This window comes from Paraburkholderia sp. SIMBA_027, assembly GCF_046535315.1.
Taxonomy (GTDB): domain Bacteria; phylum Pseudomonadota; class Gammaproteobacteria; order Burkholderiales; family Burkholderiaceae; genus Paraburkholderia; species Paraburkholderia tropica.
In genome coordinates this window covers 347,372-373,295 of the sequence record NZ_JAWRWY010000001.1, presented here as the reverse complement: position 1 = coordinate 373,295, position 25,924 = coordinate 347,372, and the positions used below count along the sequence as shown (strand labels likewise).

At 64.7% G+C, this 25,924-nt stretch carries 25 protein-coding genes; 9 read left to right on the top strand and 16 right to left on the bottom strand.

Annotated features, from left to right (window positions below):
- Nucleotides 1-97 precede the first annotated feature (97 nt).
- Entirely contained in the window at nucleotides 98-874 is a 777-nt protein-coding gene (locus SB764_RS01600; RefSeq protein ID WP_237181817.1) for an AraC family transcriptional regulator, read from the top strand.
- Between the two features lie 57 nt (nucleotides 875-931).
- On the opposite strand, the gene SB764_RS01595 is transcribed toward SB764_RS01600, so the two are convergent.
- Nucleotides 932-2,053 (bottom strand): NADH:flavin oxidoreductase, encoded by a 1,122-nt coding sequence (locus SB764_RS01595; protein ID WP_065064094.1) that lies wholly within the window; start codon nucleotides 2,051-2,053, stop codon nucleotides 932-934.
- A 149-nt stretch (nucleotides 2,054-2,202) separates the two neighbouring features.
- Here SB764_RS01595 and SB764_RS01590 point away from each other — a divergent pair, with 149 nt between their 5' ends.
- Entirely contained in the window at nucleotides 2,203-2,604 is a 402-nt protein-coding gene (locus SB764_RS01590; protein ID WP_065064096.1) for a winged helix-turn-helix transcriptional regulator, read from the top strand.
- Nucleotides 2,605-2,764: 160 nt separating this feature from the next.
- Complete coding sequence (locus tag SB764_RS01585; protein WP_110327035.1) at nucleotides 2,765-3,496, top strand: SDR family oxidoreductase; 732 nt, start codon at nucleotides 2,765-2,767, stop codon at nucleotides 3,494-3,496.
- Between the two features lie 17 nt (nucleotides 3,497-3,513).
- Here the strand turns inward: SB764_RS01585 and SB764_RS01580 are convergent, their stop codons facing one another.
- On the bottom strand, nucleotides 3,514-4,134 hold the full coding sequence (locus SB764_RS01580; RefSeq protein WP_074983086.1) for a TetR/AcrR family transcriptional regulator: 621 nt from the start codon (nucleotides 4,132-4,134) through the stop codon (nucleotides 3,514-3,516).
- Between the two features lie 162 nt (nucleotides 4,135-4,296).
- On the opposite strand from SB764_RS01580, the gene SB764_RS01575 reads away from it, so the two are divergent.
- Nucleotides 4,297-5,130, top strand: a complete 834-nt coding sequence (locus SB764_RS01575) for an aldo/keto reductase (RefSeq protein ID WP_321904108.1) — start codon at nucleotides 4,297-4,299, stop codon at nucleotides 5,128-5,130.
- A 66-nt stretch (nucleotides 5,131-5,196) separates the two neighbouring features.
- Here the strand turns inward: SB764_RS01575 and SB764_RS01570 are convergent, their stop codons facing one another.
- From SB764_RS01570 to SB764_RS01545, 6 genes are all read right to left on the bottom strand, one after another.
- Complete coding sequence (locus SB764_RS01570) at nucleotides 5,197-6,045, bottom strand: transporter substrate-binding domain-containing protein (RefSeq protein WP_410862432.1); 849 nt, start codon at nucleotides 6,043-6,045, stop codon at nucleotides 5,197-5,199.
- 28 nt (nucleotides 6,046-6,073) lie between these two features.
- Nucleotides 6,074-6,457, bottom strand: coding sequence for a putative quinol monooxygenase (locus SB764_RS01565; protein WP_321870570.1), 384 nt, complete (start codon nucleotides 6,455-6,457; stop codon nucleotides 6,074-6,076).
- Between the two features lie 62 nt (nucleotides 6,458-6,519).
- Nucleotides 6,520-7,593, bottom strand: coding sequence for an alpha/beta hydrolase (locus SB764_RS01560; protein ID WP_322007914.1), 1,074 nt, complete (start codon nucleotides 7,591-7,593; stop codon nucleotides 6,520-6,522).
- Nucleotides 7,594-7,918: 325 nt separating this feature from the next.
- Complete coding sequence (locus SB764_RS01555; RefSeq protein ID WP_082992198.1) at nucleotides 7,919-9,406, bottom strand: efflux transporter outer membrane subunit; 1,488 nt, start codon at nucleotides 9,404-9,406, stop codon at nucleotides 7,919-7,921.
- Nucleotides 9,403-10,629 (bottom strand): HlyD family secretion protein, encoded by a 1,227-nt coding sequence (locus tag SB764_RS01550; protein WP_336751712.1) that lies wholly within the window; start codon nucleotides 10,627-10,629, stop codon nucleotides 9,403-9,405. Before SB764_RS01550 ends, SB764_RS01555 begins: the two co-directional genes overlap by 4 nt.
- Nucleotides 10,630-10,670: 41 nt before the next feature.
- Entirely contained in the window at nucleotides 10,671-12,173 is a 1,503-nt protein-coding gene (locus tag SB764_RS01545; protein ID WP_410862601.1) for an MFS transporter, read from the bottom strand.
- A gap of 172 nt (nucleotides 12,174-12,345) precedes the next feature.
- On the opposite strand from SB764_RS01545, the gene SB764_RS01540 reads away from it, so the two are divergent.
- Nucleotides 12,346-13,128 carry an IclR family transcriptional regulator gene (locus tag SB764_RS01540; protein WP_065064108.1) on the top strand — a complete coding sequence of 261 codons (783 nt, stop codon included), beginning with the start codon at nucleotides 12,346-12,348 and terminating at the stop codon, nucleotides 13,126-13,128.
- On the opposite strand, the gene SB764_RS01535 is transcribed toward SB764_RS01540, so the two are convergent.
- From SB764_RS01535 to SB764_RS01520, 4 genes are all read right to left on the bottom strand, one after another.
- The gene (locus tag SB764_RS01535) at nucleotides 13,120-13,611 is read right to left on the bottom strand and encodes a pyridoxamine 5'-phosphate oxidase family protein (RefSeq protein ID WP_410862429.1); all 492 of its coding nucleotides are present in this window, start codon (nucleotides 13,609-13,611) and stop codon (nucleotides 13,120-13,122) included. The genes SB764_RS01540 and SB764_RS01535 overlap by 9 nt on opposite strands.
- Before the next feature lie 98 nt (nucleotides 13,612-13,709).
- Nucleotides 13,710-14,312, bottom strand: coding sequence for a UbiX family flavin prenyltransferase (locus SB764_RS01530; RefSeq protein ID WP_065064112.1), 603 nt, complete (start codon nucleotides 14,310-14,312; stop codon nucleotides 13,710-13,712).
- Between the two features lie 233 nt (nucleotides 14,313-14,545).
- Entirely contained in the window at nucleotides 14,546-16,447 is a 1,902-nt protein-coding gene (locus tag SB764_RS01525; protein ID WP_220033066.1) for an FUSC family protein, read from the bottom strand.
- A gap of 163 nt (nucleotides 16,448-16,610) precedes the next feature.
- Complete coding sequence (locus SB764_RS01520) at nucleotides 16,611-18,110, bottom strand: UbiD family decarboxylase (protein WP_183716707.1); 1,500 nt, start codon at nucleotides 18,108-18,110, stop codon at nucleotides 16,611-16,613.
- Nucleotides 18,111-18,525: 415 nt separating this feature from the next.
- On the opposite strand from SB764_RS01520, the gene SB764_RS01515 reads away from it, so the two are divergent.
- A complete protein-coding gene (locus tag SB764_RS01515) occupies nucleotides 18,526-20,070 on the top strand; it encodes a methyl-accepting chemotaxis protein (protein WP_321870562.1) in 1,545 nt (514 codons plus the stop codon).
- A 60-nt stretch (nucleotides 20,071-20,130) separates the two neighbouring features.
- Here SB764_RS01515 and SB764_RS01510 read toward each other — a convergent pair whose 3' ends face one another.
- The 3 genes from SB764_RS01510 to SB764_RS01500 all read right to left on the bottom strand — a co-directional run bounded on the left by SB764_RS01510 (nucleotide 20,131) and on the right by SB764_RS01500 (nucleotide 22,565).
- The gene (locus SB764_RS01510) at nucleotides 20,131-20,892 is read right to left on the bottom strand and encodes an ABC transporter permease (protein WP_065064119.1); all 762 of its coding nucleotides are present in this window, start codon (nucleotides 20,890-20,892) and stop codon (nucleotides 20,131-20,133) included.
- On the bottom strand, nucleotides 20,889-21,890 hold the full coding sequence (locus SB764_RS01505; RefSeq protein WP_110327027.1) for an ABC transporter ATP-binding protein: 1,002 nt from the start codon (nucleotides 21,888-21,890) through the stop codon (nucleotides 20,889-20,891). Before SB764_RS01505 ends, SB764_RS01510 begins: the two co-directional genes overlap by 4 nt.
- 138 nt (nucleotides 21,891-22,028) lie before the next feature.
- Entirely contained in the window at nucleotides 22,029-22,565 is a 537-nt protein-coding gene (locus SB764_RS01500; RefSeq protein WP_074983071.1) for a GNAT family N-acetyltransferase, read from the bottom strand.
- A gap of 333 nt (nucleotides 22,566-22,898) precedes the next feature.
- Here SB764_RS01500 and SB764_RS01495 point away from each other — a divergent pair, with 333 nt between their 5' ends.
- Complete coding sequence (locus tag SB764_RS01495) at nucleotides 22,899-23,966, top strand: purine-nucleoside phosphorylase (protein ID WP_065064123.1); 1,068 nt, start codon at nucleotides 22,899-22,901, stop codon at nucleotides 23,964-23,966.
- 62 nt (nucleotides 23,967-24,028) lie between these two features.
- Here the strand turns inward: SB764_RS01495 and SB764_RS01490 are convergent, their stop codons facing one another.
- Nucleotides 24,029-24,898, bottom strand: coding sequence for a LysR family transcriptional regulator (locus SB764_RS01490; protein ID WP_234774983.1), 870 nt, complete (start codon nucleotides 24,896-24,898; stop codon nucleotides 24,029-24,031).
- Between the two features lie 200 nt (nucleotides 24,899-25,098).
- On the opposite strand from SB764_RS01490, the gene SB764_RS01485 reads away from it, so the two are divergent.
- Both SB764_RS01485 and SB764_RS01480 read left to right on the top strand, forming a co-directional pair.
- On the top strand, nucleotides 25,099-25,284 hold the full coding sequence (locus SB764_RS01485; protein ID WP_065064125.1) for a 4-oxalocrotonate tautomerase: 186 nt from the start codon (nucleotides 25,099-25,101) through the stop codon (nucleotides 25,282-25,284).
- A gap of 186 nt (nucleotides 25,285-25,470) precedes the next feature.
- A complete protein-coding gene (locus SB764_RS01480; RefSeq protein ID WP_410862425.1) occupies nucleotides 25,471-25,923 on the top strand; it encodes a MarR family winged helix-turn-helix transcriptional regulator in 453 nt (150 codons plus the stop codon).
- Nucleotide 25,924 lies beyond the last annotated feature (1 nt).

The window sequence follows — 25,924 nt, the reverse complement described above, 5'->3', positions numbered from 1 at the left end:
GCGCGTCGTGACGGTGGTCTGTCTCGCGCTAAAATGGCACGATCTGTCGTGAAACTGCCAACTCGGTTTTCAACCGGTTTTTCACCCCCTCCCGCCGATGCCCGCTATTCCGCCGCCGGACGTCCACGTCCCGTTCGAAGACACGCCCATGCCGCTCGCGGCGCTCGCCGCCGACTATCCGCACGGCGCGTTCGTCGCCACGCATCGGCATCGGCGCGCGCAACTGCTCTATGCGATCGAGGGGGTGATGCTGATCGAGGCGCAGGCGGGCCGCTGGGTCGTGCCGCCCACGCGCGCGGTCTGGATCGACGCCGGGCTCGAGCACACGGTCCGCATGAGCGGCAACGTGCGCATGCGCACCGTGTTCGTGGAGCCGCATGCGGCGCCGGATCTGCCGTATGGCAGTTGTGTCATCGCCGTGCCGCCCTTGCTGCGCGAACTGATCCTCGGCGCCGTGGACGTGCCGTTCGACTACGCGCACGGCAGCCGCGACGATCTGCTGATGCGCCTGCTGCTGGCCGAACTCACGGTGATCCAGCGTCTGCCGCTGCATTTGCCGTGGCCCGAGGACGCGCGTCTGCGCAAGCTCTGCGATGCGATCATCGACACGCCCGACGCGCCGCACGAAATCGCGCCCTGGGCGGCGCAACTGGGCATGGCCGAGCGCACGCTGCATCGTGCATTTCAGCGCGAAACCGGCATGACGCCGGGGCGCTGGCGACAGCACGCGCGGCTCTTTCTCGCGCTGGAGCGGCTTGCGAGCGGCGAGAAGATCGTCGCGGTCGCGCTCGATCTCGGCTACACGAGTCAGAGCGCGTTTGCCGCGATGTTCAAGCGGCATTTCGGCATTGCGCCATCGGAGTTTTATCGATGAACGCTCTGCCGGACATGGCCGCGTGGCGCGTTGTTGCTGCTGTCGCTGCGCCGTCGATTAAACCAGTTCGTGCAGCGAAGCCGGTTCGAAACCGCGCAGCCCGTCGACATCGCCCGAGCGCACCTTGGCGGCCCACGACGCATCGGTGATCAGCGCGCGGCCCACGGCGATCAGATCGAACTCGTCGCGTTCCATCCGCTCGACCAGGCGGTCGAGTCCGACGCTCGTCGAGCCTTCGCCGCCGAACGCGCCCATGAAATCGCCCGAGAGACCGACCGAGCCGACGCTGATCGTGGCCGCGCCCGTCAACTTCTTGGCCCAGCCCGCGAAATTCAGGCCGTTTTCGCCATCGACTTCCGGGAATTCCGGCTCCCAGAAACGGCGCTGCGAGCAATGCAGCACGCTCGCGCCCGCCGCGACGAGCGGTTCGAGCCATTGCGCCATTTCCTGCGGCGAGGGCGCGAGGCGCGCCTTGTAATCCTGCTGCTTCCACTGGCTCAGGCGGATCACGATCGGATAGTCGGGGCCGACGGCGGCGCGCACGGCCGCGATGATTTCCGCCGCGAAACGCGCGCGTTCGCCGATGCTCGGGCCGCCGTAGCGGTCGTCGCGCCGGTTCGTGCCGGACCAGAAGAACTGGTCGATCAGATAGCCGTGCGCGCCGTGCAGTTCCACCGTGTCGAAGCCGAGGCGTTTGGCGTCGGCGGCCGCTTGCGCGAACGCGGCGATCGTATCGGCGATATCGGCGTCGCTCATCGCCACGCCGCGCTCCACGCCCGGTGCGTCGAGACCCGAGGGGCTTTCGACGGGCGCGTCCGGCGTCCAGTCGGTGAGGAAGCTTTTCACCGCGCCCGTGTGCCAGAGTTGCGGGCCCATGCGGCCGCCCGCTGCGTGCACTTCGTCGATCACGTGCTGCCAGCCCGCGAGCGCCGCCTCGCCGTGGAAGAACGGAATGCCCGGATGGTTACGCGACGCGGGGCGGTTCACGACCGTGCCTTCCGACAGGATCAGGCCGACGCCGCCTTCCGCGCGACGCCGGTAGTAGGCCGCGTTCGACGGGCCGGGAATGCCGTCCGCCGCGAACGAGCGCGTCATCGGCGCCATGACGATACGGTTCGGCAGCGTCAGCGAGCCGACCGAGAAAGGTTGAAACAGGACATCGGTTGCAAACGAAGACATCGGGTGGGGCTCCGTGGAGGTCAAGGGCATGCGCGCATGCCGGTCTGATTTGCGGCTGAATCCCGCAGCACCCCGAATGGTATATTCCGGATACCTGGCGTCAAGAACGCACTTTGTTTCGCCTAGGTATCCTCGAGGAAACCTGCCCCATGCCGCCCTTGCCGCTCAAGCCCGATTGCCGCCAACATTTTTCCGTCGACTGTCCGAGCCGTCTGCTGATCGACCAGATCGCGGACAAATGGTCGATGATGATTCTGACCGTGCTCGACGCGGGCCCGATGCGTTTCAACGCGATCAAGCGCCATCTGGAAGGCGTTACGCAGAAGGCGCTGACGCAATGTCTGCGCCGTCTGGAGCGCAATGGTCTGGTGTCGCGCCGAGTGATTCCAGTGTCGCCGGTCGCGGTCGAATACGAGATCACGCAACTGGGGCGTTCGCTGCAAGGGCCGTTCAGGGCGCTCTATGCATGGACGCTGCACAACCTCGACGCCGTCGATATCGCGCGCGCGGCATTCGACGCGCGCGCTGCCAGCGAAGTGAGCGAAAGGTAAGAGGGCGCGTCAAACGCCCCTCTGGTGCCCTGGCGGCTTGTTCCCCCTCCCATCCGGTTTCGGAATTCGGTGTAGTATTCAGATACTCATTAGAATCTGAAAATCTGAAGCGGCGCAGGCCTGCGAAACGCGGGAATGCGGCGTGAATCGGGAGTGAAACATGACAGCGCAACTCAAGGGCCGACGCGTGGTGATCGTCGGCGGTACGTCGGGCTTCGGTTTTGAAGTGGCCCGCATGGCGCGCGATGCCGGTGCGCAGGTCGTCATCACGGGCCGCGATGCGCAGCGGCGCGACGCGGCGCTGGCCGCGCTCGCCACGCCGCAAAACACGGTGAGCGCGCTCGCGCTCGATATCGCCGACGAAGCCGCGCTAGCGGATTTTTTCGCGCGCATCGAACCGTTCGATCATCTCGTCTCGATGGCGGGCGGCGCAATGGGCGGCGGCTTTCTCGAAGCGCCGCTCGAAACCATTCGCCAGGCCGTGGAGGAGAAGTTCTACGCCAATCTGCGGCTCGCGCGTCACGCCGCGCCGCGTCTGCGCGAGGGCGGCAGTCTCGTGTTTACGGCGGGATCGGGCGGCCGGGCGCACAACGCGTCGGGCGCGATTGTCGGTAACGACGCCATTCGCACTTTGGTCGAAGGGCTTGCCGTGGAACTGGCGCCGCGCGCTCGCGTGAATGCGGTCGCGCCCACCTGGACGCGCACGCCGCTCTGGCGCAATCTGCCCGCAAGCGACGTGGACGCCATCGAGCAGCGCTTCACCTCGCTCATTCCGCTCGGGCGCACCGCCAAAGTCGAGGAAGTGGCCGCCGCGTATCTCTTTCTCATCGGCAACGGTTTCGTGACGGGCCAGACGATTGCCGTCGATGGCGGCGTCACGCTCGTTTCCTGAGCGCTTCTTGCGCGTGCTCAGCGCTTCGTGCGCTTGCTTGCGGGAGCGGGCGCGGCGCTTGCGCCAAACACGCCTTGCAGCGCCACACGCAATAAATCGCCCGAAGTGGGCTGGCTGACGAAACTCATCGCGGGCGCGTAGGTCAACTCGAACACGAGCGCGCCGACCGTTTCGGGCGAGAGCGTGGTGCCGGCCGAAGTGGAAGTCAGCGCGAGCAGCCGCTCACCGAGTGCGCGCCATTGTGCGCGCAGCACTTTTTCCTGGGCTTTGCGAAACGCGCTGGCCGGTTTGGCGTGGCGCGCGTATTCGACGATCAGCGAAGGCCAGTTGCCGGTGCGCGACTGCTTGTCGGACCAGCGCGCGAGGCGTTCGATGGCATCGTCGAGCGTGTGCGCGTCGTGCAGCGCCGCGAGGATGGTGGCGAGGCTTGTCTTGCCGTGCGCATCGAGCACGTCGAGAAACAGCGCTTCCTTGCCGTCGAAATTCGAATAGACGGCGCCTTTGCTGTAGCCGGCTTCGTCGGCAATGCGTTCGAGCGAGGTGGCTGCATAGCCGTCGCGCGCGAAGAGCATCTGCGCGACGCCGATAAGCTTCTCGCGCGTCTGCGCCTGGCTTTCTTCACGGGTCATGCGGGGCATGGGCGGATTCCTTCGCAAGTGCGCTCGGCTGGCCGGTACGCGGATACCCATCGGTATGCGAGGGTATCCGGAGACCGCGGTAGGCGGTTTGTTTTTGGCACGCGGGACGTGCGGCCCGCGCGGCTGCACGCATTTTACCAAGGACGTTTCAAGGAACTTTTCATGACAGTCAATCCGGCGCCTCTCATCAAACTGGCCAACGGCGTGGAGATGCCGCAAACCGGTCTCGGCACCTGGCCGCTCGACGACGCCGGCGCGGCGAAAGCCGTGGCGAGCGCCCTGCAGGTCGGCTATCGGCTGATCGATACGGCGGAAAACTACGCCAACGAAGTGGGGGTGGGCGAAGGCATTCGCGCGTCGGGCATCGCGCGCGATTCGATCTTCGTCACCAGCAAGTTCAATCGCCAGTGGCATAGCGTGAACGGCGTGCGCGAGGCCTGCGAGGCGAGCCTCAAGCGCATGGGTCTCGACTATCTGGACCTGCTGCTCGTGCATTGGCCCAATCCCGATCAGAACCGCTACGTGGAAGCGTTCGAAGGGCTCGTGCGACTGCTGGAGGCGGGCAAGGTGCGCGCAATCGGCACGTCGAACTTCAAGCCCGAGCATCTGCAGCGTCTGTTCGACGCGGGCTTCGTGCCGCACGTGAACCAGATCCAGCTCGATCCCTGGCACGCGCGCGACGATATCGTGGCGATCCATGCGGAGCGCGGCATCGTGACGGAAACCTGGAGCCCGATCGGGCGCGGCGGCGACTTGCTGGCGGAAGAAGCGATCGTGTCGATCGCGCGGCGTTACGGGCGCACGCCCGCGCAGATCGTCCTGCGCTGGCATACGCAGCGCGGCTTCGTGCCGGTGCCGAAATCGGCGGACCCGGAACGTCAGGCGCAGAATCTCGACATCTTCGATTTTCGTCTGAGCGACGAGGAGATGACGGCCGTGAGCGCACTCAAGCGCGACGAGTCGGACATGCTCGACGCCGACGTGTTCGGCCACTGAGCATGCGCCGTTAAAGAGGCAGCGCGACGGCTTCGTGCCGGTCGCGCTGCGTCGTTTTGAAGCGCGTCAGTCGCCCGGCTGCGCGACGCTCGCGCCATCCACATGATGACGCGCGAGCGCCTCGGCCACGAAACCCGATTTCTCCATCTCGCCCGCGAATTGCGCGACGCAGTTCGCGGCGTCGTCGCCTTCGTTCTTGCGCACGCCCATTGCCTGGCGGATCACCATGAAGCGTCCGTCGAGCAGATGCAGTCCGCTGCCGGACGCGGCTTCCTGCGCGAGTTGTGGCTTCACACCGGCGAGCACGTCGATGTGCTGTTTCTGAAACGCGTCGAACACGGCCGACGACGGCGAAATCCGCACGAGCGTCGCATGATGCAGCGCGCGCGAAAGATAGAGATCGTAGGCGCTGCCGCGGCTGACCGCGATGCTCACGCCGGGCTGGTCGACGTCGGTGCTGCGCGCGATCGGCGAGCCGTCGCGCACCGCGTACGCGCCTTCGATCAGCACATAAGGCGCGGTGAAATGAATGTCCTCGCCGCGTTTGGGATCGATGGCGAAGAAGCCCACGTTGGCGCGTCCGCTCACGACATTGTCGAGCGAGGCGGCCGCGCTCGTCGCCGTGACGAGTTGCACGCGTGCGCCCAGACGCCGCGCGAGTTCGCCCGCCAGATCGACGGAGACGCCGACCGGCTCATGCGTGTTCGCATCGAGCGCGGCCAGCACCGGATTGCCGATGTTGATCGAAGCACGCAAGGTGCCGTCCGGCGCGAGGCTGCGGGCCGCGTTCGTGCAGGCGTCGGCGTTGGCGTTGGCGTTGACGTTTGCATCGTCCGTTGCCGCGACGGCGCTCACGCTGGCGAAGCAGAAAAGACCGGCGATCAGCGACGCGCCAGCGGCTTTGAATGCGTTCATCGGTTTATCTCAGTGGGCAAGGCGTCATTTACGGCATGACATGATGCAGACGCTCGTCGAACGGACCGCCGAGTATCGGTTGCAGCGTCTCGCGCAGCGTGCGCACATAAGGACGCGAAACGAACGCATCATAAGCCGTTTGCGATTTCAGCACTTCCACAAGCGTGAAATGATTTTCCGCGCCGGTTTGCTGAAGGATGTCGATGCTTGCGACGGCCGGGTCCTGTTTGGCCTGCGCTTCGAAGGCGCGCAGCGCAGGCAGGGCGTCGGGCACTTTCGGCGGTTCGATATCGACGTGAACGACCGCATAAACCGGATCGGCGGCGAGCGTTTCGGACTGCGCCGCGCTTGCGGCATTCGAGAACAGGGCAACAGCGGCGAAAGAAGCCGCGGCAAGTACAGTGAATTTCATTGCGGTAATCAAGTGCATGTCAGGCAGGCACGGCGACGCGCCGCGCCTGCCTTTCATCGATATCAGTTTGCGGCGTTCGCTTCGGCGAGGCCGCGCAACAGGGCGGCGTGGAAGCGGTCGGGCACCTGCATTTGCGGAGCGTGACCGGCGTCGGGAAATTCCACGAGCTGAACATGCGGAATGACGCTGGTCGCATGATGCGCGAGCGCGGGGTAATTGCCGAGCGTCGGCCGGATGGCCGCCGGAGCGTATTCCTTGCCGATGGCCGTGGTGTCCTTATCGCCGATCATCAACAGCGTGGGCGGCTGGAGATGCGAGAGTTCGTAATAAACCGGCTGCGTGAGAATCATGTCGTAAAGCAGCGCAGAATTCCACGCCACGCTCGCGCGCTGCGGGCCGCGATACATGCCGGCAAGCATCTGCACCGAAGGCTCGTAGGCGTCTTTCCATTGCCCCGCGAAATAGGTGTTTTTCTCGTAGTTGCGAATGCGCGCGGCCGACGTATGCAACTCGCGTTCGTACCATTGATCGACGGAAACCGGCGGCACGCCTTTCGCGCGCCAGTCTTCGAGACCGATCGGATCGACGAGCACGAGTTGCTGCGTTTGCTCGGGCCACGTGAGCGCATAGCGGATCGCGAGCATGCCGCCCGTCGAATGGCCAATCATGATCGGATGGTCGACGCCCAGCGATGCCAGCAGCGCGTGCGTATTGAGCGCGAGTTGCTGGAAGGTGAATTGATAGTTGTCGGGCTTGCTCGATTTGCAGAAACCAATCTGGTCGATGGCAATCACGCGATAGCCCGCTTCACTGAGCACCTTGATGGTGGGCGCCCAGGTGGCCGAGCAATAGTTCTTGCCGTGCAGCAGGACGGCGGTGCGGCCATTCGCTTTGGCGGCGTCGGGCGGCACGTCCATATACGCCATGTTGAGCGTCTGCCGTTGCGACGTGAACGTGAAGGTCTTGACCGGATACGGATAGTCGAAGCCTTGAAGTTCAGGGCCGTAGACGGGGCCGTCCTGCGTTTCGGCCGCGCCGGATGCCGCAGCGCTGTCCTGAGCCAATGCGCAATGGCTGGCGGAGAAGGCGAGTGCCGCTGCTATCGCCAGCGGCATGAATTGACGAAGCACTTTCATTCTTGTTGATCGACGTGACGAAGAGAGAGAAAGAGAGCGTGCGACGGGCGCGAATACTTCGCGCGTATCGATAGCAGCCTGATATTGTCGGCCACGCGTGTGAATTCGGGAATGTGTCCCGACATTGAAAGATTCTTCAGCTATTTTTGAAAATAATGCTTTCAATGCATTACGTGTAAGCTGAATCGAATAAAAAGCATAGCGATAAAAAAGCCCCGGCGAATTCCGGTCGCCGGGGCTGCAAACGAGGCTGGCGCCTCGGCTATCACACCTGGGTGTGTGAAGTCTTTCGTGTCGGTTAAAACGCTTTAAGCGTCAATGGAAATCAGCCCGCCGCCGACCACCCGCCGCCCAGCGCCTTGTACAGCGCCACGAGTTGTTCGCGCAGCGCCATGTCGGCCTGGGCGAGCGTGTCTTCGCCGCCGAGCAGCGCGTCCTGCGCGGTATCCACCTGCAGATAGCTCGAACTGCCTTGCTGATAACGCTGCGTGGCCGCCGTGAGCGCGGTGCGTTCCTGATCGACGGCCTGCGCGAGTTCGCTGCGGCGGCGCTGCGTATTGCCATACGCGGTCATCGCGTTATCGACGTCGCGCCACGCTTGCAGCACGGTCTTCTGATACGCGATCGCGGCTTCGCGTTGTTGCGCGCGGCGCAGCTTGAGCGTGCCGCGCAGACGCCCGCCTTCGAAGATCGGAATATCGATGCTCGGCCCGATCGAGAACGCGCGGCTCGCGAGACTGAACAGATTGCCGAATTGCAGCCCTTCGGTGCCGACGCTGCCGGTCAGACTCACGTCGGGATAGAACGACGCCACGGCCACGCCCGTTTCGGCGGTCGCCTGATGCAGACGCGCCTCGGCTTCGCGAATGTCCGGACGACGGCGCAGCAGCGCAGAAGGCAAGCCCGCCGGCACTTGCGGCGGCAGCAGCGGCAGCGCGGCGACGGGCGCGAGTTCGTCCTGCAGCGCGCGCGGCGGTTGCGCGAGCAACAGGCCGATAGCGTTGATGCTCTGCTGTTCCGTGGTTTGCAGATCCGGCACGCGCGCGGCGATCGCGTCGCGCGTGGCCTTCGCGCGTGCCACGTCGAGCGTATTGCCGATGCCGTTTTCGTACTGGTTTTCGACCAGTTCGAGCGCGTGCGTGGCGCTGTCGAGATTGCGGCGCGCGATGGCTTCGCGTTGTTGCGCGCCGCGCAGCGTCATGTAGTCGGCGGCGAGTTCGGCGAGCGCGTCGAGCGCCACGCCCCGGCGCGCTTCTTCGGCGGCGACGGTGCCCGCGTCGGCGGCTTCCACGGCGCGGCGCACGCGGCCGAACAGGTCGAGTTCCCACGACGCCGAGAGGCCCGCGCCCCAGTCGTCGTATTCGAGCGGCGCGCCGGGCGGATGCGTGACGAGCGTCGAGGTGCCCGTCGAGCTGATGCGATCGTGCGCCTGCGACACCGACGCGCCCACGCTCGGCATGCCCGCCGACGCCGTCACGCGCCGCGCCGCCTGCGCCTCGATCACGCGTTCGCTCGCGCTTGCGAGGTCGAGGTTCTGCTTGACGAGGCGCTGCACGAGGCTGTCGAGTTCGGGGTCCTGGAAGCGCGTCCACCAGGTTTCGTCGATGGCGCCCGTGGTCACGTCGCTGGTGCCGTCGCCGGGCGTGAGGTGCCAGACCGAGGGCGGCGGCGTGTCCGGTTTGGGCGGCTCGAAGCGCGGGCCGACCGTGCAGCCGCCGACGAGCGCGCCCAGCATGGCGATGGCGCCGATCACGCCCGTCTTGAGCGCAAGCGGCCGCGCGCGAGGTTTGAGCTTGTCGAAGGCCATGCTCATGCTCCCGCTCCGTCCGCGTCGCTGGTGGCTTGTGCGGCTTGCGCGGCGCTAGTGTTGCCGGCGGCGCTGGCATCGCTTGCATGATAGGTATCGCGCAGCTTGCCCACGACATCGGCGTTATCGGTCAGCACGGTGGTTTCGACCGACATGCCCAGGCGCAGCAGATCCGCCTTCGGCTGGTCCGGCGCGAACACGATTTTCACCGGCAGACGCTGCACGATCTTCGTGAAGTTGCCCGTGGCGTTGTCCGGCGCGATGGGCGCGAACACGGCGCCCGTCGAAGGCGGCACGCTGTCGACCACGCCGTTCAGATCGATATCGTAGGCATCCACATGCACACGCACGTGCTGGCCCGGCTGCATATGCTTGAGCGCGACCTCGCGATACTGCGCTTCCACATACATGCCCTTCACGGGCACGAGCGCCATCAGCGCCGCGCCCGGGCTCACGTAATTGCCGGGCTCGACGGCGCGCTCGCCCACCACGCCGTCCATCGGCGCGACGATGCGCGTGTAGCTCAGATTCAGTTGCGCTTGCGCGAGCGCGGCTTCGTCGGCGTGCACGGTGGCGATGGCCGCTTCGTGCTGCGCCTTGAGCAGATCGAGCTGATGCTGCGCCGCGCTCACGGCCGCGCGCGCCTGCGCCAGTTGCGCGCTCTGTTCGCGCAAGGTGGCATCGGCGGCTTCGGTGTCCTGCTTCGAGCCCGAGCCGAACGCGGCGAGGTTGCGATAACGCGTGGCGTTCGATTGCGCGAGCGCGAGGCGCGCCTCGATCTGCTGGACCTGGGCGCTGTTCTGCGCGATCACGTCGGGCTGGCGCGCGACCGATGCCGACGCGTCGTCGACCTGCGCGCGGTCGCGATCGAGCTGCGATTGCGCGCGCTCGACGGCGGTGCGGTAGTCGCGGTCGTCGAGCGTCGCGAGCAACTGGCCCGCGTGCACGCTCTGGTTGTCCTGCACGCTTACGCTCGCGATCTGTCCGGCGACGCGCGGTGCGATCGTCGTGTAGTGCGCGGTGATGCGCGCGTCGTCGGTCCAGACGTTGGCGCTCGGCGCGTAGATCTTCCAGCCGGCGACACCGGCAAACAGCGCCACGATGGCGATGCCGATGACGAGCGGCACGCGGCTCTTTTTCGGCGGAGTTTCCTTGTGCATTTCTTTGTGCAACGTTTGAGGCGCGGACGGCTTGGCCGCTGCGGCAGCGGGTTGGGTCATATCGTTCATGGGTAAATCGGTAGCGTTAGACGTGTGGGTTCGACGCGTCGTTATTTCCTCAGGAGTGCGATGCGCGGCGGATGCGTGCGTTCGGGCAGCACCAGCAGCACGACGAAAATGAGCGTGGCGACGCCCGCGAGCAGCAGATAGTCGTCGCTGACGACCATCACGGCGCGCTGCACGTCGATGGCGTGCGCGAAGCCCGCGAGGCTGTCCGCGCCGCGTTGCGCGCCATCGGCGAGCAGCGGCGGCAGATGCTGCGGATCGAGTCCGCCGTTCGCCTGCACGATCGAAAAGCGATGCGTGCCCGCGCTTTCAAGCAGACGCGTGGCGTGCAACTGGCCGCGAAAACGCGCCATCAGCGTGAGCAGGCACGCGCCGATCACTTCGCTCAAGCCGCGCGGCATGTTCACGAGCGACGAGGCGAACGGGCCTTCCTGCGGCACCAGCGCGTTGGTCGCCATCATCAGCAGCGAGAGCACCACGCAGGCCTGACCAAAACCGGAAACCGCCTGCCACAGATAGAACTGCTCCCGGCTCCAGGTCGAATCGAGCTGGCTCGAACCGATGCACGCAGTAATCAGGCACAGCAGGCCGAGTCCGTTGATCCAGCGTGCGTCGATCCATTCGATATCGAGCAGATGCACGACGAGCGGCAGAAAGATCAGTTGCAGCGCGGCCACTTCGGCCATCACGGTCCAGATCTGCATGGGCCGGAAGCCCTGTACATCGGCGAGATACTCGGACGGCACCGTCGAACTCGACATCGCCACGATCACGAAGCAGAACAGCGTGAACACGCCATACGCGAAGTTGCGGCGCTTGAGCAGTTGCGGGCGGAACAGCGGAATGGTCTGCCGGCATTCGTTGATGACCAGCAGCGGCAGCGCGATCGCGCTGATGAGCGCCAGCGTGCAGATGAACTTCGACTGGAACCAGTCGAGGCGGCTGCCGTGCTGGAGCATCGTCGTCAGCGCGCCGAGTCCGACGATCACGAGCAGGGTGCCGGGCCAGTCGTACTGGCGCAGGCGCTCGTAATGCGGCGGATCCTGCGGCATGCCGTACCAGACGCACAGCGCGGCGATCGTGCAGAGCGGGATCGCTTCGAAGAACACGAATTGCCAGCCGACCACGTCGGTCCACAGCGCGGACACGGCGGCGCTCAGGTTCGGGAAGAAGGTCGCGGTGAGCGCGTAGCACGCAAGCCCCCAGAGGCGGATGTTCGGCGTGAGGTACTTGAGCGCCGTCGTCATCAGCAAAGGGATCGTCAGGCCGTGCGCGAAGCCTTCGACGGCGCGCAGCGCGTAGAAGCAGGCTTCGTTGGGCGCGAGCGGCAGCAGCGCGGTCGCCACGCAGTTCAGCGCGATCGCGAACAGCACCATGCGCTTGAGCGTGACCGCCGCCGACCAGCACGGCGACAGCGCCATGCCGATCACCATGCCCGAGAGATAGAGGCTCTCGATCCAGATGCCGGGGTCGTGGCCGATGCCGAGCGCGCCGCGCACGTCGATCATCGCCGCCGAACCCACCTGATCGTTGAATTCGGCGGACATTGCTGCCACGATGACGCCGCCGAGCCCAATTAAGGGTTTTTTGTCCAAAATCATTTCCTTCTAACAACACGCTTGGGCGCTGCCACGCCTTGCGTCGATAATGCGAGTAACCGCAATGCGGTGCAATGTATCACAATATGGTTATTCGGTGCGATGACACCTCAGTGAGAACATGGTCAAGAAAAACGAAGTGACAGGAGCGGCCCAGGAGGAGCGCGACGACGCGCGTTCGGGCATTCAGGTGATCCGGCGCGCCGTGGGCGTGCTGCGCGTGCTGGCCGAGCAGGGGCGCAACGGCCTGAGCCTCGGCGCGATCGCCACGCGGGTGGAGTTGCCGCGCTCGACGGTGCAGCGCATCGTCGGCGCGCTGGAGGACGAGGGCATGGTCGCGCCCGCGCCGGCGGGCGGCGGCTTCTGCCTCGGCCCGACGATGAGCGTGCTGGCGCGCGGGCTCGACGCCGATCCGGTCGAGGCGTTCCGCAGCGAGATGAACCGCCTGCTCGCCGAACTCGACGAATCGGTCGTGCTGACCACGCTTGCCAACGGCCGCGTGCTGGTGCTCGAAGCGTTCAGTTCGCCGCGGCCGCTGCGCGTGGTGCTGCCCAAGGTGCTCGAAGTCGACATGTTCACGAGCGCGCCGGGCAAGGCCATGCTCGCGATCCTCGCGGACGGCCCGCGCGAGGCGCAGATCGCCGCCGCGCCGAACGCCGTCGATCGCGCCGTGCTGGATGAGGAACTGGCGCAGGCGCGCCGCGACGGCTACGCGATCGAAGAAGACGTGCCGTTCGAGGGCATTTCCGCGCTCGCCATCGCGCTCGAAATGGGCGGCAAGCCGTACTCGATCACCGTCACGCTGCCGACCGGGCGTTTCGCGGCGGAGCGCGACGCCATCGCCGAGGCGCTGCTCGAAAGCGCGCGCTCGCTGGCGCGGCGCATTTCGGGCGCGTCAGCGTGAGTGCGGGCCTGAGGGTTGGGCTGATGAGTTGAAGGCTGCGCCAGCGTCGCCCGCGTGGCGTTCCCACGTCGTCTTGCTGCCGAACGTCGTGCGGTTGTCGGTGAGCTTGAGCCGCAGCAGATGAATGCGCCAGAGCGGCGCCGCCATGCCCTGCGCAAACGGAAAGCGCGCGTGATAGAGCGCGAGACCCGCGCGGCGCTCGGTTTCATCCTCGACCACACGCGCGAGGCCGTAGAACTGCACGCCGACGATCTCGTTCACCGCCGCGGGCTGGCCCGCGACCGTGCCCGCGACATGGCAATTGGCGAGCAGCATGCGCGCGTGCTGGGTGTCCAGATGGCCGAGCAGGGCGAAGCTCGCGGTGTCTTCGTCGAAGGCGAAAAAGGCGTTGGCGGCCCACGGCACGTCCTGGCTGCACACGGACAGCGACAGCACGTGATGCGCGCGCAGGACATCGACGATGGCGGACGGCAAGGCGTTCATGCGTGCGGGCTCCGGCGGGATCGAGGGCAAATCAGGCAAATTCGGCAAATTCGGCAAATTCGGCAAATCGTGCGAGGTCGGCGTTGGCGCGGCGTGGCTTACCACGCGAGTTCCTGTTCGGCGTCGAGCGCCGCGACGGTTTCGCCCCAGCGCGGCTGCGCCTTCGATTCGAAGCCGAGCAGACCGACCGCGCGCGCGGCGCTGTGCGTGATGATCGCGTCCACCGTCTGCGGGCCGGCATAGAGCGCGGGCACGGGCGGAAACACGATCGCGCCGTATTCCGTCACCGCCGCCATGTTGCGGATCTGGCCCAGATGCAGCGGCGTTTCGCGCACCATCAGCACGAGACGGCGGCGCTCCTTGAGCGTGACGTCGGCGGCGCGCGTGACGAGGTTTTCGGTCACGCCGTTCGCGATGCAGGCCAGCGTGTTCATCGAGCAGGGCGCGACGATCATGCCGGCCGTGCGGAACGAACCGCTCGAAATCGCCGCGCCGACCGCGCCGGTCGGATAGAACACGTCGGCCATGTCGATCACGTCCTGGCGCGAGAGCGTGGTTTCGTGTTCGCGCGTGAGACCGGCGGCCTTCGACATGACGAGGTGCGATTCCGCGCCCAGTTCGCGCAGAATCTCCAGCACCTTGACGCCATACATGAATCCGGTGGCGCCGCTGATTCCGACTACGACTCGTGGCTTTTGCATGATGTGACTCTCCAGTGTGCGTGTTGAGGAGCGGAGCGGGTCCCGCTGCGTGGCGGCTGGACGGCTTCCGTCGATAAGTGAAGTATGCGAGTTCTCAATCAGAAGATCGATACACTCGAACGGGCGAATTTAATAAGTTATAACGTATGGATAGGGTGTGCCGGATCGCTCTGGAATGTGCGGCGGCGGCACGGCATCGGCGTCTGTGCCGTTCCATGTCGCGCCGCGGGCGATCACTGCGGTTCGCGAAGCGTGCGGGTCAGCGCGTCGATTTCGTCGTGCAGGAATACGGCATGACGTTGCGGCCAGCGCGGCGACGCATCGCCGTCCAGATGGAGCCGGAGCACTTCGAGCCACTCCTGCGCGAGCACGTAATCCTCGAACAGCGTGGCCGCGTCGACGACGGGCGGGGCGTCGCGTTCGCCCGCCGCTTCCTGCTCCCAGCAGGCGTTCAGCAGCCGGTAAGCGAGCCGTTGCGTGGCCGCCGCCGCGCTGCCGAGCGTGCGCGAGAGCGGGGCGTTGCGCTTCAGCGCGGGCGCATCGGCTTCGAAGACCTGTTGCAGCGTAATGGTCTGATGTTGCAGATCGCGTCGCGCTTCGAGCGCTTCGGGCGCGGTGACGGCGCCGTGCGACAGACAGCGCAGCACGCGCTGGGCGGCGGCGAGCGTGCGGGCCATTTCGCTGCGCAACTGCCGATGCGCGGAACGGCGCACCGTGAAGTGGAACACCGCGAGCGCGACGGCGCAGCCGATGGCCGTATCGAGCGCCCGCGCGCTGAACAGATGCGTGATGGCCGGAAAGCCCTGGCCGCCCGCCGCGATTGTCAGCGCATTCGCGGTGATGAAGATCGCGGCGACGGCGTACTGCAGCACGACCCAGATCTCGATGGCGAATTGCAGCAGGCCCACGGCCGCCGCGATCCAGAGACCTTGCGGATGGGCGGCGAGCACGGCCCACGCGAGGATCAGACCGGCGAGCGTGCCGAGCACGCGATAACAGGCGCGCCGGAACGTGCCCGGCCAGCCATAGGCCTGATTGAGCACGACGACGACGGCCGCCATGCCCCAGTACGCGCGGTCGAGCCCGAGCGCCACGCCGATCCCGCCCGCGATCAATGTGGCCACGCCCACGCGCGCCGCGAGCAGCAGCGGATTGGACCAGGGTACGACGCTCTCGCGCAGCGACGCGAACGCCGTGCGGCGGCTGAGCGGAAATCGGGCGGCAGCGGAAGGCGCGTCGGGCAGCGGCGCGTGGCTCGCCTCGTCGCCGAGATGGCGCGCCTCGCGCGCAAGTTGCAGGCATTCGGCGCGACGGGCGTCCTGAGCGCCGGTTTCCGTCAGCAACTCGGAGAAGATGCGGTGCAGGCGGCGGCCTTGACGGCGCAAGGCGTCGAGCACGGGGTCGCCTGGCGTGCCCGATGAACGCTGCGAGGACGATGAAGATTGCCAGGTGACGAGCGTGGTCCACGCGTCGTCGAGTGCGCGCGCGGCGCGGTGGCGGGCCACGACGCGTTTCGCGGCATCCTGGCTCTCGGCGAAAGCGGCCACGGCTTCGGCCGCGCTGGCGATGGCCGCTCGCTCCGGCCCGCGCCGATCAAGCAGCGCACCGGCCATGTGCGCGAGCCACGAGACGATGCCGCCGCACAGCACGTACAACCCGCTGTGGATCGGATCGGCGCCGCCGGCCGCCATGCCGGTGCCGCTCGCGCAGGCCAGCGCGAACATGTACGCGCCCGGTGGCCCGATATGCAGCGAATTACAGACGAAGGTGGCGAGCGCCGCGATCAGCGCGACCACCACGACGGCCAGCACGGCATGCGGGGCGACGCAGATGCCGAGCGAGACCACCGCCGCGAGCGCGAAGGCGATCGCGGCCAGATGCACGGCCCGGTTTCGATAAGGACGATCGCTGCCGTACAGCGCGGTGAAGGAGCCGATCGTGGCGAGCAGCCCGGCATGAATGTCGCCGGCGAACCAGCCGGCCATCACGGGGATGCCGCAGCACAGTCCGGCGCGCACGGCGAACGGGAAGCGCCGCTTCGCGGCAGGCGAAGCGAGCAGGGAAAGCAACGCGCGCAGCGCGACGAACGGCTGGCGTAGCAGGGCGGCGATGCCTGAGGGTGAGGGAGTCTGCATGAGATCGACCTTGTTCAGTCGTGCGCCGGTCACGATGAGGGCGGCTGCGCGTACGCGGCCGCGGTTCGATGCGATCGATTGATCGAGGGACAGCCGCTCCCGACCGGACGATGCCCGGTCAGGATACGACAGGAGGGGTTCAGCGTGCGTTTCGGCGCGCGCTTCAGTTGCCGTTGAAGCCTGGCAGGAAGCGGTTCACATCGACTTCGAGGAACTTCGAGCGCTCGAACTCGTGCTTGAGCTTGAACGGCACCGTGCAGTCGAAGATCGTCTTGCAGCTCGTGCCCACTTCCGGAATGCTCGGGCTGAACGCGGGCGTCTGCGACGGGTCGAGCGGATGGCAACGCACGCCGGGAATGCTGATGGTGTCGACATCGCCCTGAAAGCGCGTCTGCATGGCCCACAGCACGTCGTCGGTGTCGAAGATATCGACGTCTTCATCGACGAGCATCACGTGCTTCAGTTCGGGGAACGCCGCGAACGCGAGAATCGCGGCCTGGCGCTGGCGGCCCTCGTCGACCGCCGCCGACTTCTTGAACTGCATCACCGCGAGCAGCTTGCCGCCGCCCGAATTGTGCGCGTAGACGTTGAGCAGCTTGCCCGGCATCGCGCGCTCGACCATCTGCAGAATGCTCGCCTCGGTCGGAATGCCCGCCATGTTCACGTGCTCTTCGCCGGGGCCCATCGTGGTCTGCAGAATCGGGTTGAGGCGGTGCGTGACGGCCTTGACCTTGATGACCGGCAGCTCGTCCTTCGCTTCACCGGTGTAACCGGGGAATTCGGGCATGGCCTTGCCGGTGTCGGTGTTCTGGTCTTCGCGCTGGCGCACGTTCGGCAGCAGTTCGCCTTCGATGACGATCTCGGCATGCGCAATGGCGCGCGCATTGATCGTCAGACACTGCGAAAGTTCGACCGGACGGCCGCGCAGCGCGCCCGCAATCTTCAGTTCGTCGTAGCCGAGCGGCGTGGTCGGCGGCTCGAAACATGCGGCCACGTAAATCGCCGGATCGACGCCGATGCTCACCGAAATCGGCAGCGGCTTGCCGGCGGCTTCGGCCTTCATGCGGAAGGCGTCGATATGGCGGCCCGGCGTGAGCCACATCGTCAGCTCGTCCTTGCTCTGCACGCACAGACGGTGAATCGTCACGTCGTGCTCGCCGGTTTCCGGATCGGCCGCGTAGCACAGGCCCATCGTCAGATAGGGACCGGCGTCTTCGGGCGTGTTGGTCGGCGCGGGGAGCAGCGTACGCAGATCGAAGCCGGGTTCGTCGGCGCGATGCACGATTTCCTGGCAGAACGCGCGGCCCGGTTCGGCGAGCACCGGTTCGATCGGATGCTGCACGGAATCCTTCAGCAGAAAGCCGAGCTTTTCCGGTTCCGCGCCGAGCAGACGCGCAACCCGCTTGCGCGAACCCAGCATGCCGATGGCGACGCGAAACGCCGGGAAGCCCTTGACGTTGTTGAACACCATCGCGGGGCCGCCGCGTTTGGTCGGACGCGCGGTCGTGCCGCCCGCGCCGACGTAGCGATAGACGCCGGACAGTTCGGCTTCGGGGTCGACGGGTTCGTTCGTTTCGACGTATTCGCCTTCGTGCTGCTTGAGCAGTTCGATGGCCGAGCGCAGGTCGGTCACGTTGGCGGCGGTGAGAGTCGGTTCGCTCATGTTCGTTTCTCCAGAATGGCGGGTTGTGCTGGACACGTGGACTGCTGCGTCCTTCCGTGGAGAAAAGTATGCAGTTTGCGATACGAAAGATCGATATACATAGACCGTCAATTTTAATAAGTGAAAACTTATGGAAAGAACGGTTGCGAAAAGCGGCTGCAAGACAGCTGCGAAGCGGCCCATCTGATTGGCGCGCGTTGCGTTGCGAGTTGTTTATCGGGCGGTGACGGCGCGGTCGGGCTGGCGCTTCGGCCCATCAAGGCGTTCGCGGTGTGAGGTGTTCCGGAGTCGCCGTGATGGCGGGCGCGACGCGCGCCGCTTTCCCTTCAGTGCTGAATGCATCGGTCGATATCCCCGGCATGGAGCCGAAATCTGACTGGCTCTGCACGATAAATAACGGGAGACATCGAGGAACATGCGCAATCTCAGCTTCAAGGCGACGTTATGGAGCACCGTTGCCGTGGTGTGGTTCAGTCTGCTCACGCTTTCGGTCATCAATTCGATCGCGACCCGCAATCTGATGATGGACGACCGCGTGACCTCGCTGCGCGAGCAGGTTCAATCGGCAGTCAGCATCGTTCAGGGTTACGAAAAGGCGGCGCGCGAGGGCAAGATGCCCGTCGCCGAGGCGCAAAGCCGCGCGCTCGCGCAATTGCGCTTTATCCGATACGGCACGAGCGGTTACTTGCTCGTGGTGGATTCGTCGATGCTGCAATTGCTGAATCCGGTCAAGCCGGAATTCGAAAACAAGATCAACGATCTCGTCGACGAAACGGGCAAGCATTTCACCGCTGAAATCATTCAGCACGATCGCGACGGCACGCACACGACGACCTATCGTTTTCCGAAGCCGGGCGAAACGCGTACGCAGCCCAAAATCGCCTATGGCCAATATGTCGAAGCGTGGGATTGGCACGTCTATACCGGCGCGTATGTCGACGATATCGACCGCGAGTTTTATCTGCATCTCGCGTATGGCGTGGCCATTGTTTGTGCCGTGGGCCTCGCGGTCACGCTGGTGTTTGGTCTGATCATTCGCCGCGTCAATGGCCAGCTCGGCGGCGATCCGCAATTCGTGGCGGGCGTGTGCGAGCGCATTGCACAAGGCGACCTCACGATGCGGCTCGACGTGCGGCCCGATCAGGCGCATAGCCTGATGGCGTCCGTTCACGCGATGCAGCAACGCCTGCGTCTCGCCATCGACGCCGTGAAGCTGTCGGCGGGTTCGATTGCCGGGGCCACCAACGAAATCGCCACCGGCAACGCCGATCTTTCCGCGCGCACCGAAGCGCAGGCCGCCGCGCTCGAACAGACGGCGGCGAGCATGGAGGAACTGACTTCGGCCGTACGCCAGAACTCGGGCAACGCGGAAACGGCCAGCGAATTCGCGTCGCAGGCGCAGCAGATCGCGCGCGAATGCAGCGCGGCGGTGTCGAGCGTGGTCGACGCGATGTCGCGTATCGACGATAGCGGACTGCGGATTGGCGAAATCATCGGCATGATCGAAGCCATCGCGTTTCAAACCAATATTCTCGCGCTCAACGCGGCGGTCGAGGCGGCGCGCGCGGGCGAACAGGGACGCGGATTCGCCGTCGTCGCGTCCGAGGTGCGTTCGCTCGCGCAGCGTTCGTCGGCGGCGGCGAAGGACGTGCGTGGCGTGATCGAATTGTCCGCGTCGAATGTGCAGCAAGGCAACGCGTCGGTGGCGGTCGCGGGCGACGCAATGCAGCGCGCGCATGCGTCGATCGAACGCGTGGCGACGCTGATTGGCGAGATCGCGTCGGCTTCGCACGAACAAAGCCGCGGCATCGATCAGATCAATCAGGCCGTCACGCAAATGGATCAGGGCACGCAGCAGAATGCCGCGCTGGTCGAACAGGCTGCTGCGGCCGCCGCTTGTCTGCGCGACGAAGCGCGCAAGTTGTGCGATGCAGTCGAGACGTTCAGAACGCAGGCATAAAAAAACGCCAGCGCGCGTGAGCGGCTGGCGTTTCTGATCCGGCGACTTCGCGCGCGATGCCTAGTTTTTCAGGCGATAACCGGTCTTGAAGATCCACGCGGTAATCGCGAGGAACAGCGCGAGAAAGGCGGCGGTCATGCCGAGACTGACGCCGACCGCCACATCGGCGAGCCCGTAAAAACTCCAGCGAAAACCACTGATCAGATAGACGATCGGATTGAACAGCGTGATCACGCGCCACGCCTGCGGCAGCATATCGACCGAATAGAAACTGCCGCCGAGAAACGTCAACGGCGTGATGATCAGCAGCGGCACGATCTGCAGCTTTTCGAAATTGTCCGCCCAGATGCCGATGATAAAACCGAGCAGACTGAACGTGACCGCCGTGAGCAGCAAAAACAGCATCATCCAGAACGGATGCTGGATTTGCAGCGGCACGAACAGCGCGGCGGTGGCGAGAATGATCAGTCCGAGCAGAATCGATTTGGTGGCCGCTGCGCCCACATAAGCGATGACGATTTCGAAATACGATACGGGCGCCGAGAGCAACTCGTAAATCGTGCCGGTGAAGCGCGGAAAATAAATCCCGAACGACGCATTCGAAATACTTTGCGACAGCAGCGAAAGCATGATCAGACCCGGCACGATGAACGCGCCGTAGCTCACGCCATTCACTTCCTTGATGCGCGAACCGATCGCGGAACCGAACACGATGAAATAGAGCGACGTCGAAATGACCGGTGCGACGATGCTCTGCATCAGCGTGCGCCGCGTGCGCGCCATTTCGAAACGGTAGATCGCGCGGATGGCGTAGAGGTTCATCGTGAGGTCTCCTGGTCCTGGCCGCTTTCGGCAGACGTAGCGGATGTAGTGGCCGTGCCGCGCGCGGCAGCCGCCGCGTCCTTGCCGACGAGACTCACGAAGATGTCCTCCAGCGAACTCTGGCTTGTTTTCAGATCGGTAAAGCCGATGCCGGCATCGCCCAGGCTCTTGAGCAGCGCGATGATGTCGTTGCGCTCGTTTTCGGCGTCGTAGGTATAGGTGAGTTCGGCGCCGTCGTTGCCCAGTTCCAGACGCCACGCGGCGAGCGCGGCCGGAATGGCGGTGAGCGGCGTATCGAGTTGCAGCGTCAACTGCTTGCGGCCGAGCTTGCGCATGAGCACGTCCTTGCGCTCGACCAGCATGATTTCGCCCGCATTGATCACGCCGATGCGGTCGGCCATTTCCTCGGCTTCCTCGATGTAGTGCGTCGTGAGGATGATGGTCACGCCGTTGGCCTTGAGGCCGCGCACGAGTTCCCACATATCGCGGCGCAGTTCGACGTCCACGCCGGCGGTCGGTTCGTCGAGAAACAGGATCTGCGGCTCGTGCGCCAGCGCCTTCGCGATCAGCACGCGGCGTTTCATGCCGCCCGACAGCGTGAGGATCTTGTTGTTGCGCTTTTCCCAGAGCGAAAGATCGCGCAGCACGCGCTCGACATAAGCGGGGTTGGGCGGCTTGCCGAACAGACCGCGGCTGAATGACACGGTGGCCCAGACGGTTTCGAAGGCGTCGGTCGTGAGTTCTTGCGGCACGAGGCCGATCAGCGAACGCGCGGCGCGATAGTCCGTGACGATATCGTGACCGGCGACGCGCACGCGGCCTTCGCTCGGATTGACGATGCCGCAGACGATGCTGATGAGTGTCGTTTTGCCCGCGCCGTTTGGCCCGAGCAGCGCGAAGATTTCGCCGCGACCGATATCCAGATTGATGTTCGAGAGCGCGCGGAATCCCGTTGCATAGACTTTCGAGAGATTCTCGATGGAGAGGATCGTTTGCATGTGCGTGACATTACCAGAATCGGCGCCGGAGCATGGCGGGCGGCGAACGCGCGGGCACGTGCGCCGTTCCGTCGGGCCGATTGGTGTGCGAATCGTGGCTGGTCCGCGCCATTGTTGGCGTGGCCGGAATAATGCGGGCTAGTCGGTGGCGAGTCGCGCGTAAAGCATGAAGTCGCCGGGCGTGCCGCGAACCATGCGATAGCTGCGCAGCAGGCCTTCGTGGCGGAAACGGGCGCGTTGCAGCACACGCGCCGAGCGCGCATTGCTGCTCAATACCGTGCCCTGGACGCGGATAAAGCCGTACGCATTGAACGACCAGGCCGCGACCGCATTGCAGACCGCGCTGGCGATACCCTTGCCCCAGTGCGAGGGCGCAAGGTCGTAGGCAATTTCGGCAGTGTGGTTCACGTCGGAAATCGTGTGGAAGCCGATCGTGCCGATCAGCTTTGCGTCGTCGTCGCTAACCATCGCGAGGCGTCGCACCGATTGCGTCGCGGTCGATTCGAAAGCGTCGAACATCGGCAGGAGATCGGCTTGCGAGCGCAGATTCCAGCTCGTGTGCTCGACCACATGCGGTAACGACAGATACGCGTACCAGGCGTCGATGTCGGCGCGTTCGAGTTGCCGTAGCGAAATGCCGGGATAACCGGACACGGGAGGCGATTCGATTTGCATGAAGACTCACGAAAATGGGAGCGTGGGTTTTAAACGAATCAGCCGTGATGAAATGGCCCACTTTGATTGATCGATTGTCGGCGATTTACGCACCGGGGTCGAGTGGCACGCTATGCGTAACGATTGCGGCCACTGACATGCTTCACCTTCAAATTCCTGACTGCTTGCCAACAGAATTATTTATCGGCTTATACTGAGCGTCGCCTGAATGGCTTTCGCGGCTTTCACTTCGGGTCCCACGCTGCACGCCAGTAAAACAAGACCTTAATCGACAAAACGGCACGCGATTCACGTTTCGCAACCGCAGTTCTTACCTCACAGGTGGGGCCTCCTATGCTTAATCGTGCTTTTTATGCAGTGCTTTCATCGTGGCTGGTGGCGGGCGCAGTCGCTGCACCGGCTATCGCCCAGGCCGACGACAGTTTCGCGCAGGACGACGGCGGTTCGCACGGCCGTCCGGTCAAGGTGATGATCATCTCCATGTTCGGCCCCGAAGGCCAGGTGTGGCTCGATCATCTCGGTCCGTGGCAGGACATCACCGTGGCGGGCTTGTCGCCCGATTATCCGGCGGTGCATTGCAATCGCCAGGATGTCTGCGTGATGACGACGGGCATGGGTCACACGAATGCCGCCGCGTCAATCATGGCGCTGACGTTCTCGCCGCGTTTCGATTTGCGTCACACCTATTTCATGGTGGCGGGCATCGCGGGCATCGATCCGCAACAGGGCACGGTGGGTTCCGCCGCGTGGGCGAACTGGCTCGTCGACTTCGGCATTCAGTGGGAAATCGACGGACGCGAAATTCCGGCGGGCTGGAATACGGGTTATCTCGGCATCAACACGACCGACCCCACGCAGAAGCCGCCGCTCGATTACCGCACCGAAGTGTTTCAGCTCAATCCGGCGCTCACGAATGCGGCTTTCGCACTGTCGCGCAACGTCACGCTTAGCGATAACGCGCAGGCGCAGGCGGCGCGCGCCAAATACAGCTATGCGCCGGCGAATCGTCCGCCGACCGTGATCCAGTGCGATACGCTCGCGGGCGATACGTGGTGGTCGGGCACCGACATCGGCGAGCGCGCGCGGCAGTGGACAAAGATTCTCACCGACGGCAAGGGCACTTATTGCACGACGCAGCAGGAAGATAACGCCACTTACGAGGCGCTCAAACGCGCGGCGGCGACGCATCGTGTCGATCTCAATCGCGTGGCGGTGCTGCGCGCCGGTTCGGATTTCGATCGGCCCTATGCGGGGCAAACAAGCGCCGATAATCTGCTGAATTACGCGGCGCAGGGCGGCTTTACAATCGCCATCGATAATCTGTATCTCACCGGCAATCCGCTGGTGCAGGATATCGTCAAGCATTGGGGCGAATGGCGCGACGGCGTTCCGCAGCGCTAAGCCATTTGCTGCTGCGCGTAGCGTTCGCGAAGCGTAATCGTGAACGCTATGCGTGCGTTCGGTTATGACGCCGACAAATGCTTGACTAAGAAATCGATGGCACTCCGTAGCATGGCCGTGGGCCGCAACTCGCGCGAATGGACGAGATGCATCGGCGTATGTACGTGGCTCCATTCGGGCAGTACCGGCACGAGGCGGCCTTCGGCGAGATCGTTTTCCAGCAGCAGGTCCGGTTGCAGCACGATGCCCGTGCCGCGCAGGGCCGCGGCGCGCAACGCTCGACCGTCGTTCGCAGTGAAGCGACCTTCCACCGGCACATGGCAGATCTGCTGATCGGGACCGACGAGCGCCCAGAAAAACTCCTTCTTTTTCCAGTAGGCGAGGCCGAGGCAGGCGTGATCGCGCAATTGCGCAGGCGATTCCGGCTGGCCGTGGCGTTCGAGATAGGACGGCGCGGCGGCGAGCACGCGTCGATACGCATGCAGCGGATGCGCGACGAGATCCGCGCTGTCGAGTTCGCCGATATGAATCGCGAGGTGATAGCCCTCGCGCATCAGATCGACCGGTGCATTGTCGAGCGTGAGATCGACGCTGACTTCGGGATGCCGTTCGAGATAATCGGCGAGCACCGGCGCAAGTTTTTCGCTGCCGAAGCTGACCGGCGCGACGATTTTCAGTCGGCCGCGCGGACTGCTGCGCAATTCGGCGGCGCTGGCTTCGGCCTGTTCGAATTCGTGCAGCGCGCGTTTGCATCGCTCGTAATAGAGCGTGCCGATTTCCGTGAGCTTGTGTTGACGCGTGGTCCGATGCAGCAGCCGCGCGCCAAGTCGCTCCTCGATCTCTCGCACGTGTCTCGCGGCCATGGTCGCGGTGACGTTGCTCAGTGCGGCCGCCGCGGCAAAACTTCCGGATTCGACGACGCGGACGAACATTTGCATTCCCGCTAATTTATCCGCCATGCGCATCCCCGTTTGATCGTGCAATTGATACTGCACTTGCTGCCGTATTCAATGCCGCATTCCAAACTGCGCGGTTTGGAGTATCCCAACCCGTAGCCCGTTTATCCATGCTTCGCGCTTCCCGATAATGACTGCGTCCGCGTCGATGGAACGCGGTAAAAAACGGAGTCATTATGCCTATCCTTCGAATTGAAATGCATCCGGGCAAGACGCTCGAACAAAAGCGCGAACTCGCAAGCGGCATTACGCGTGTGTTCGTCGAAACCTTGGCGTGTCCGCCGGAGGTCGTCGAAATCGTCTTTAACGAAATCGAAAAGGACGCGTGGGCGGTCGGCGGAAAACTGAAATCCGATACGTGATGTGAGTGCATCGGCATTCGCCGGATAAATGGCTTTCCGTGGGTGAGGAAGGCCATTTTTCGTTTGGGAGCCGAGGCTGCGCGTTCACTTTACGATTTTCTTACGCACAAACCGGAGGTCGTCGGGCATCGACTAGATATGAAGTTTAACTTTGTAGTTTGGCTTCATATCTTCTAGAATGCGTGCATGACTTCCTCACATGACGAACCGGTTTCCGAACTGGCCGGCGCGCTGGCCGGCGACCTGCGCGCGTTGGTCGGCAAGCTGCGGCGGCGCATGCGCGAGCAGGGCAGCGCGGGCGATTTCACGCCGTCGCAGATCGCCGTGCTGCTGCGGCTCGAACGCGACGGCGCCGCCACCGTGTCCAGCCTCGCGCGCGCCGAAGGCATGCGCCCGCAGTCGATGGGCACGATCGTCGCCGCGCTGGAGGCGCTCGGGCAGATCGAGGGCGCGCCGGACCCCGCCGACGGCCGCCAGACGCTCTGGTCGCTCACCGAGACCTTCCGGCGCTCGGTGCGCGCGAGTCGCGCGGCGCGCGAGGACTGGCTCGGCCACGTGATCCACGCGCGGCTCTCCGCCACCGAGCAGACACAGCTCGCGCGCGCGGTGCTGCTGCTCAAGCGCCTCGTGGACGAGTGAG

Excerpts from the sequence above, each read along its gene's own strand:
- SB764_RS01565 (WP_321870570.1), bottom strand. The coding sequence starts at position 6,457 with ATGAAATTCACTGTACTTGCCGCGGCTTCTTTCGCCGCTGTTGCCCTG.
- SB764_RS01515 (WP_321870562.1), top strand. The coding sequence starts at position 18,526 with ATGCGCAATCTCAGCTTCAAGGCGACGTTATGGAGCACCGTTGCCGTG.
- SB764_RS01485 (WP_065064125.1), top strand. The coding sequence starts at position 25,099 with ATGCCTATCCTTCGAATTGAAATGCATCCGGGCAAGACGCTCGAACAA.
- SB764_RS01505 (WP_110327027.1), bottom strand. The coding sequence starts at position 21,890 with ATGCAAACGATCCTCTCCATCGAGAATCTCTCGAAAGTCTATGCAACG.
- SB764_RS01595 (WP_065064094.1), bottom strand. The coding sequence starts at position 2,053 with ATGTCTTCGTTTGCAACCGATGTCCTGTTTCAACCTTTCTCGGTCGGC.
- SB764_RS01530 (WP_065064112.1), bottom strand. The coding sequence starts at position 14,312 with ATGCAAAAGCCACGAGTCGTAGTCGGAATCAGCGGCGCCACCGGATTC.
- SB764_RS01520 (WP_183716707.1), bottom strand. The coding sequence starts at position 18,110 with ATGAGCGAACCGACTCTCACCGCCGCCAACGTGACCGACCTGCGCTCG.
- SB764_RS01550 (WP_336751712.1), bottom strand. The coding sequence starts at position 10,629 with ATGAACGATATGACCCAACCCGCTGCCGCAGCGGCCAAGCCGTCCGCG.
- SB764_RS01480 (WP_410862425.1), top strand. The coding sequence starts at position 25,471 with ATGACTTCCTCACATGACGAACCGGTTTCCGAACTGGCCGGCGCGCTG.
- SB764_RS01525 (WP_220033066.1), bottom strand. The coding sequence starts at position 16,447 with ATGCAGACTCCCTCACCCTCAGGCATCGCCGCCCTGCTACGCCAGCCG.
- SB764_RS01585 (WP_110327035.1), top strand. The coding sequence starts at position 2,765 with ATGACAGCGCAACTCAAGGGCCGACGCGTGGTGATCGTCGGCGGTACG.
- SB764_RS01575 (WP_321904108.1), top strand. The coding sequence starts at position 4,297 with ATGACAGTCAATCCGGCGCCTCTCATCAAACTGGCCAACGGCGTGGAG.
- SB764_RS01535 (WP_410862429.1), bottom strand. The coding sequence starts at position 13,611 with ATGAACGCCTTGCCGTCCGCCATCGTCGATGTCCTGCGCGCGCATCAC.
- SB764_RS01590 (WP_065064096.1), top strand. The coding sequence starts at position 2,203 with ATGCCGCCCTTGCCGCTCAAGCCCGATTGCCGCCAACATTTTTCCGTC.
- SB764_RS01560 (WP_322007914.1), bottom strand. The coding sequence starts at position 7,593 with ATGAAAGTGCTTCGTCAATTCATGCCGCTGGCGATAGCAGCGGCACTC.
- SB764_RS01600 (WP_237181817.1), top strand. The coding sequence starts at position 98 with ATGCCCGCTATTCCGCCGCCGGACGTCCACGTCCCGTTCGAAGACACG.
- SB764_RS01545 (WP_410862601.1), bottom strand. The coding sequence starts at position 12,173 with ATGTCCGCCGAATTCAACGATCAGGTGGGTTCGGCGGCGATGATCGAC.
- SB764_RS01580 (WP_074983086.1), bottom strand. The coding sequence starts at position 4,134 with ATGCCCCGCATGACCCGTGAAGAAAGCCAGGCGCAGACGCGCGAGAAG.
- SB764_RS01510 (WP_065064119.1), bottom strand. The coding sequence starts at position 20,892 with ATGAACCTCTACGCCATCCGCGCGATCTACCGTTTCGAAATGGCGCGC.
- SB764_RS01490 (WP_234774983.1), bottom strand. The coding sequence starts at position 24,898 with ATGTTCGTCCGCGTCGTCGAATCCGGAAGTTTTGCCGCGGCGGCCGCA.
- SB764_RS01495 (WP_065064123.1), top strand. The coding sequence starts at position 22,899 with ATGCTTAATCGTGCTTTTTATGCAGTGCTTTCATCGTGGCTGGTGGCG.
- SB764_RS01500 (WP_074983071.1), bottom strand. The coding sequence starts at position 22,565 with ATGCAAATCGAATCGCCTCCCGTGTCCGGTTATCCCGGCATTTCGCTA.
- SB764_RS01555 (WP_082992198.1), bottom strand. The coding sequence starts at position 9,406 with ATGAGCATGGCCTTCGACAAGCTCAAACCTCGCGCGCGGCCGCTTGCG.
- SB764_RS01570 (WP_410862432.1), bottom strand. The coding sequence starts at position 6,045 with ATGAACGCATTCAAAGCCGCTGGCGCGTCGCTGATCGCCGGTCTTTTC.
- SB764_RS01540 (WP_065064108.1), top strand. The coding sequence starts at position 12,346 with ATGGTCAAGAAAAACGAAGTGACAGGAGCGGCCCAGGAGGAGCGCGAC.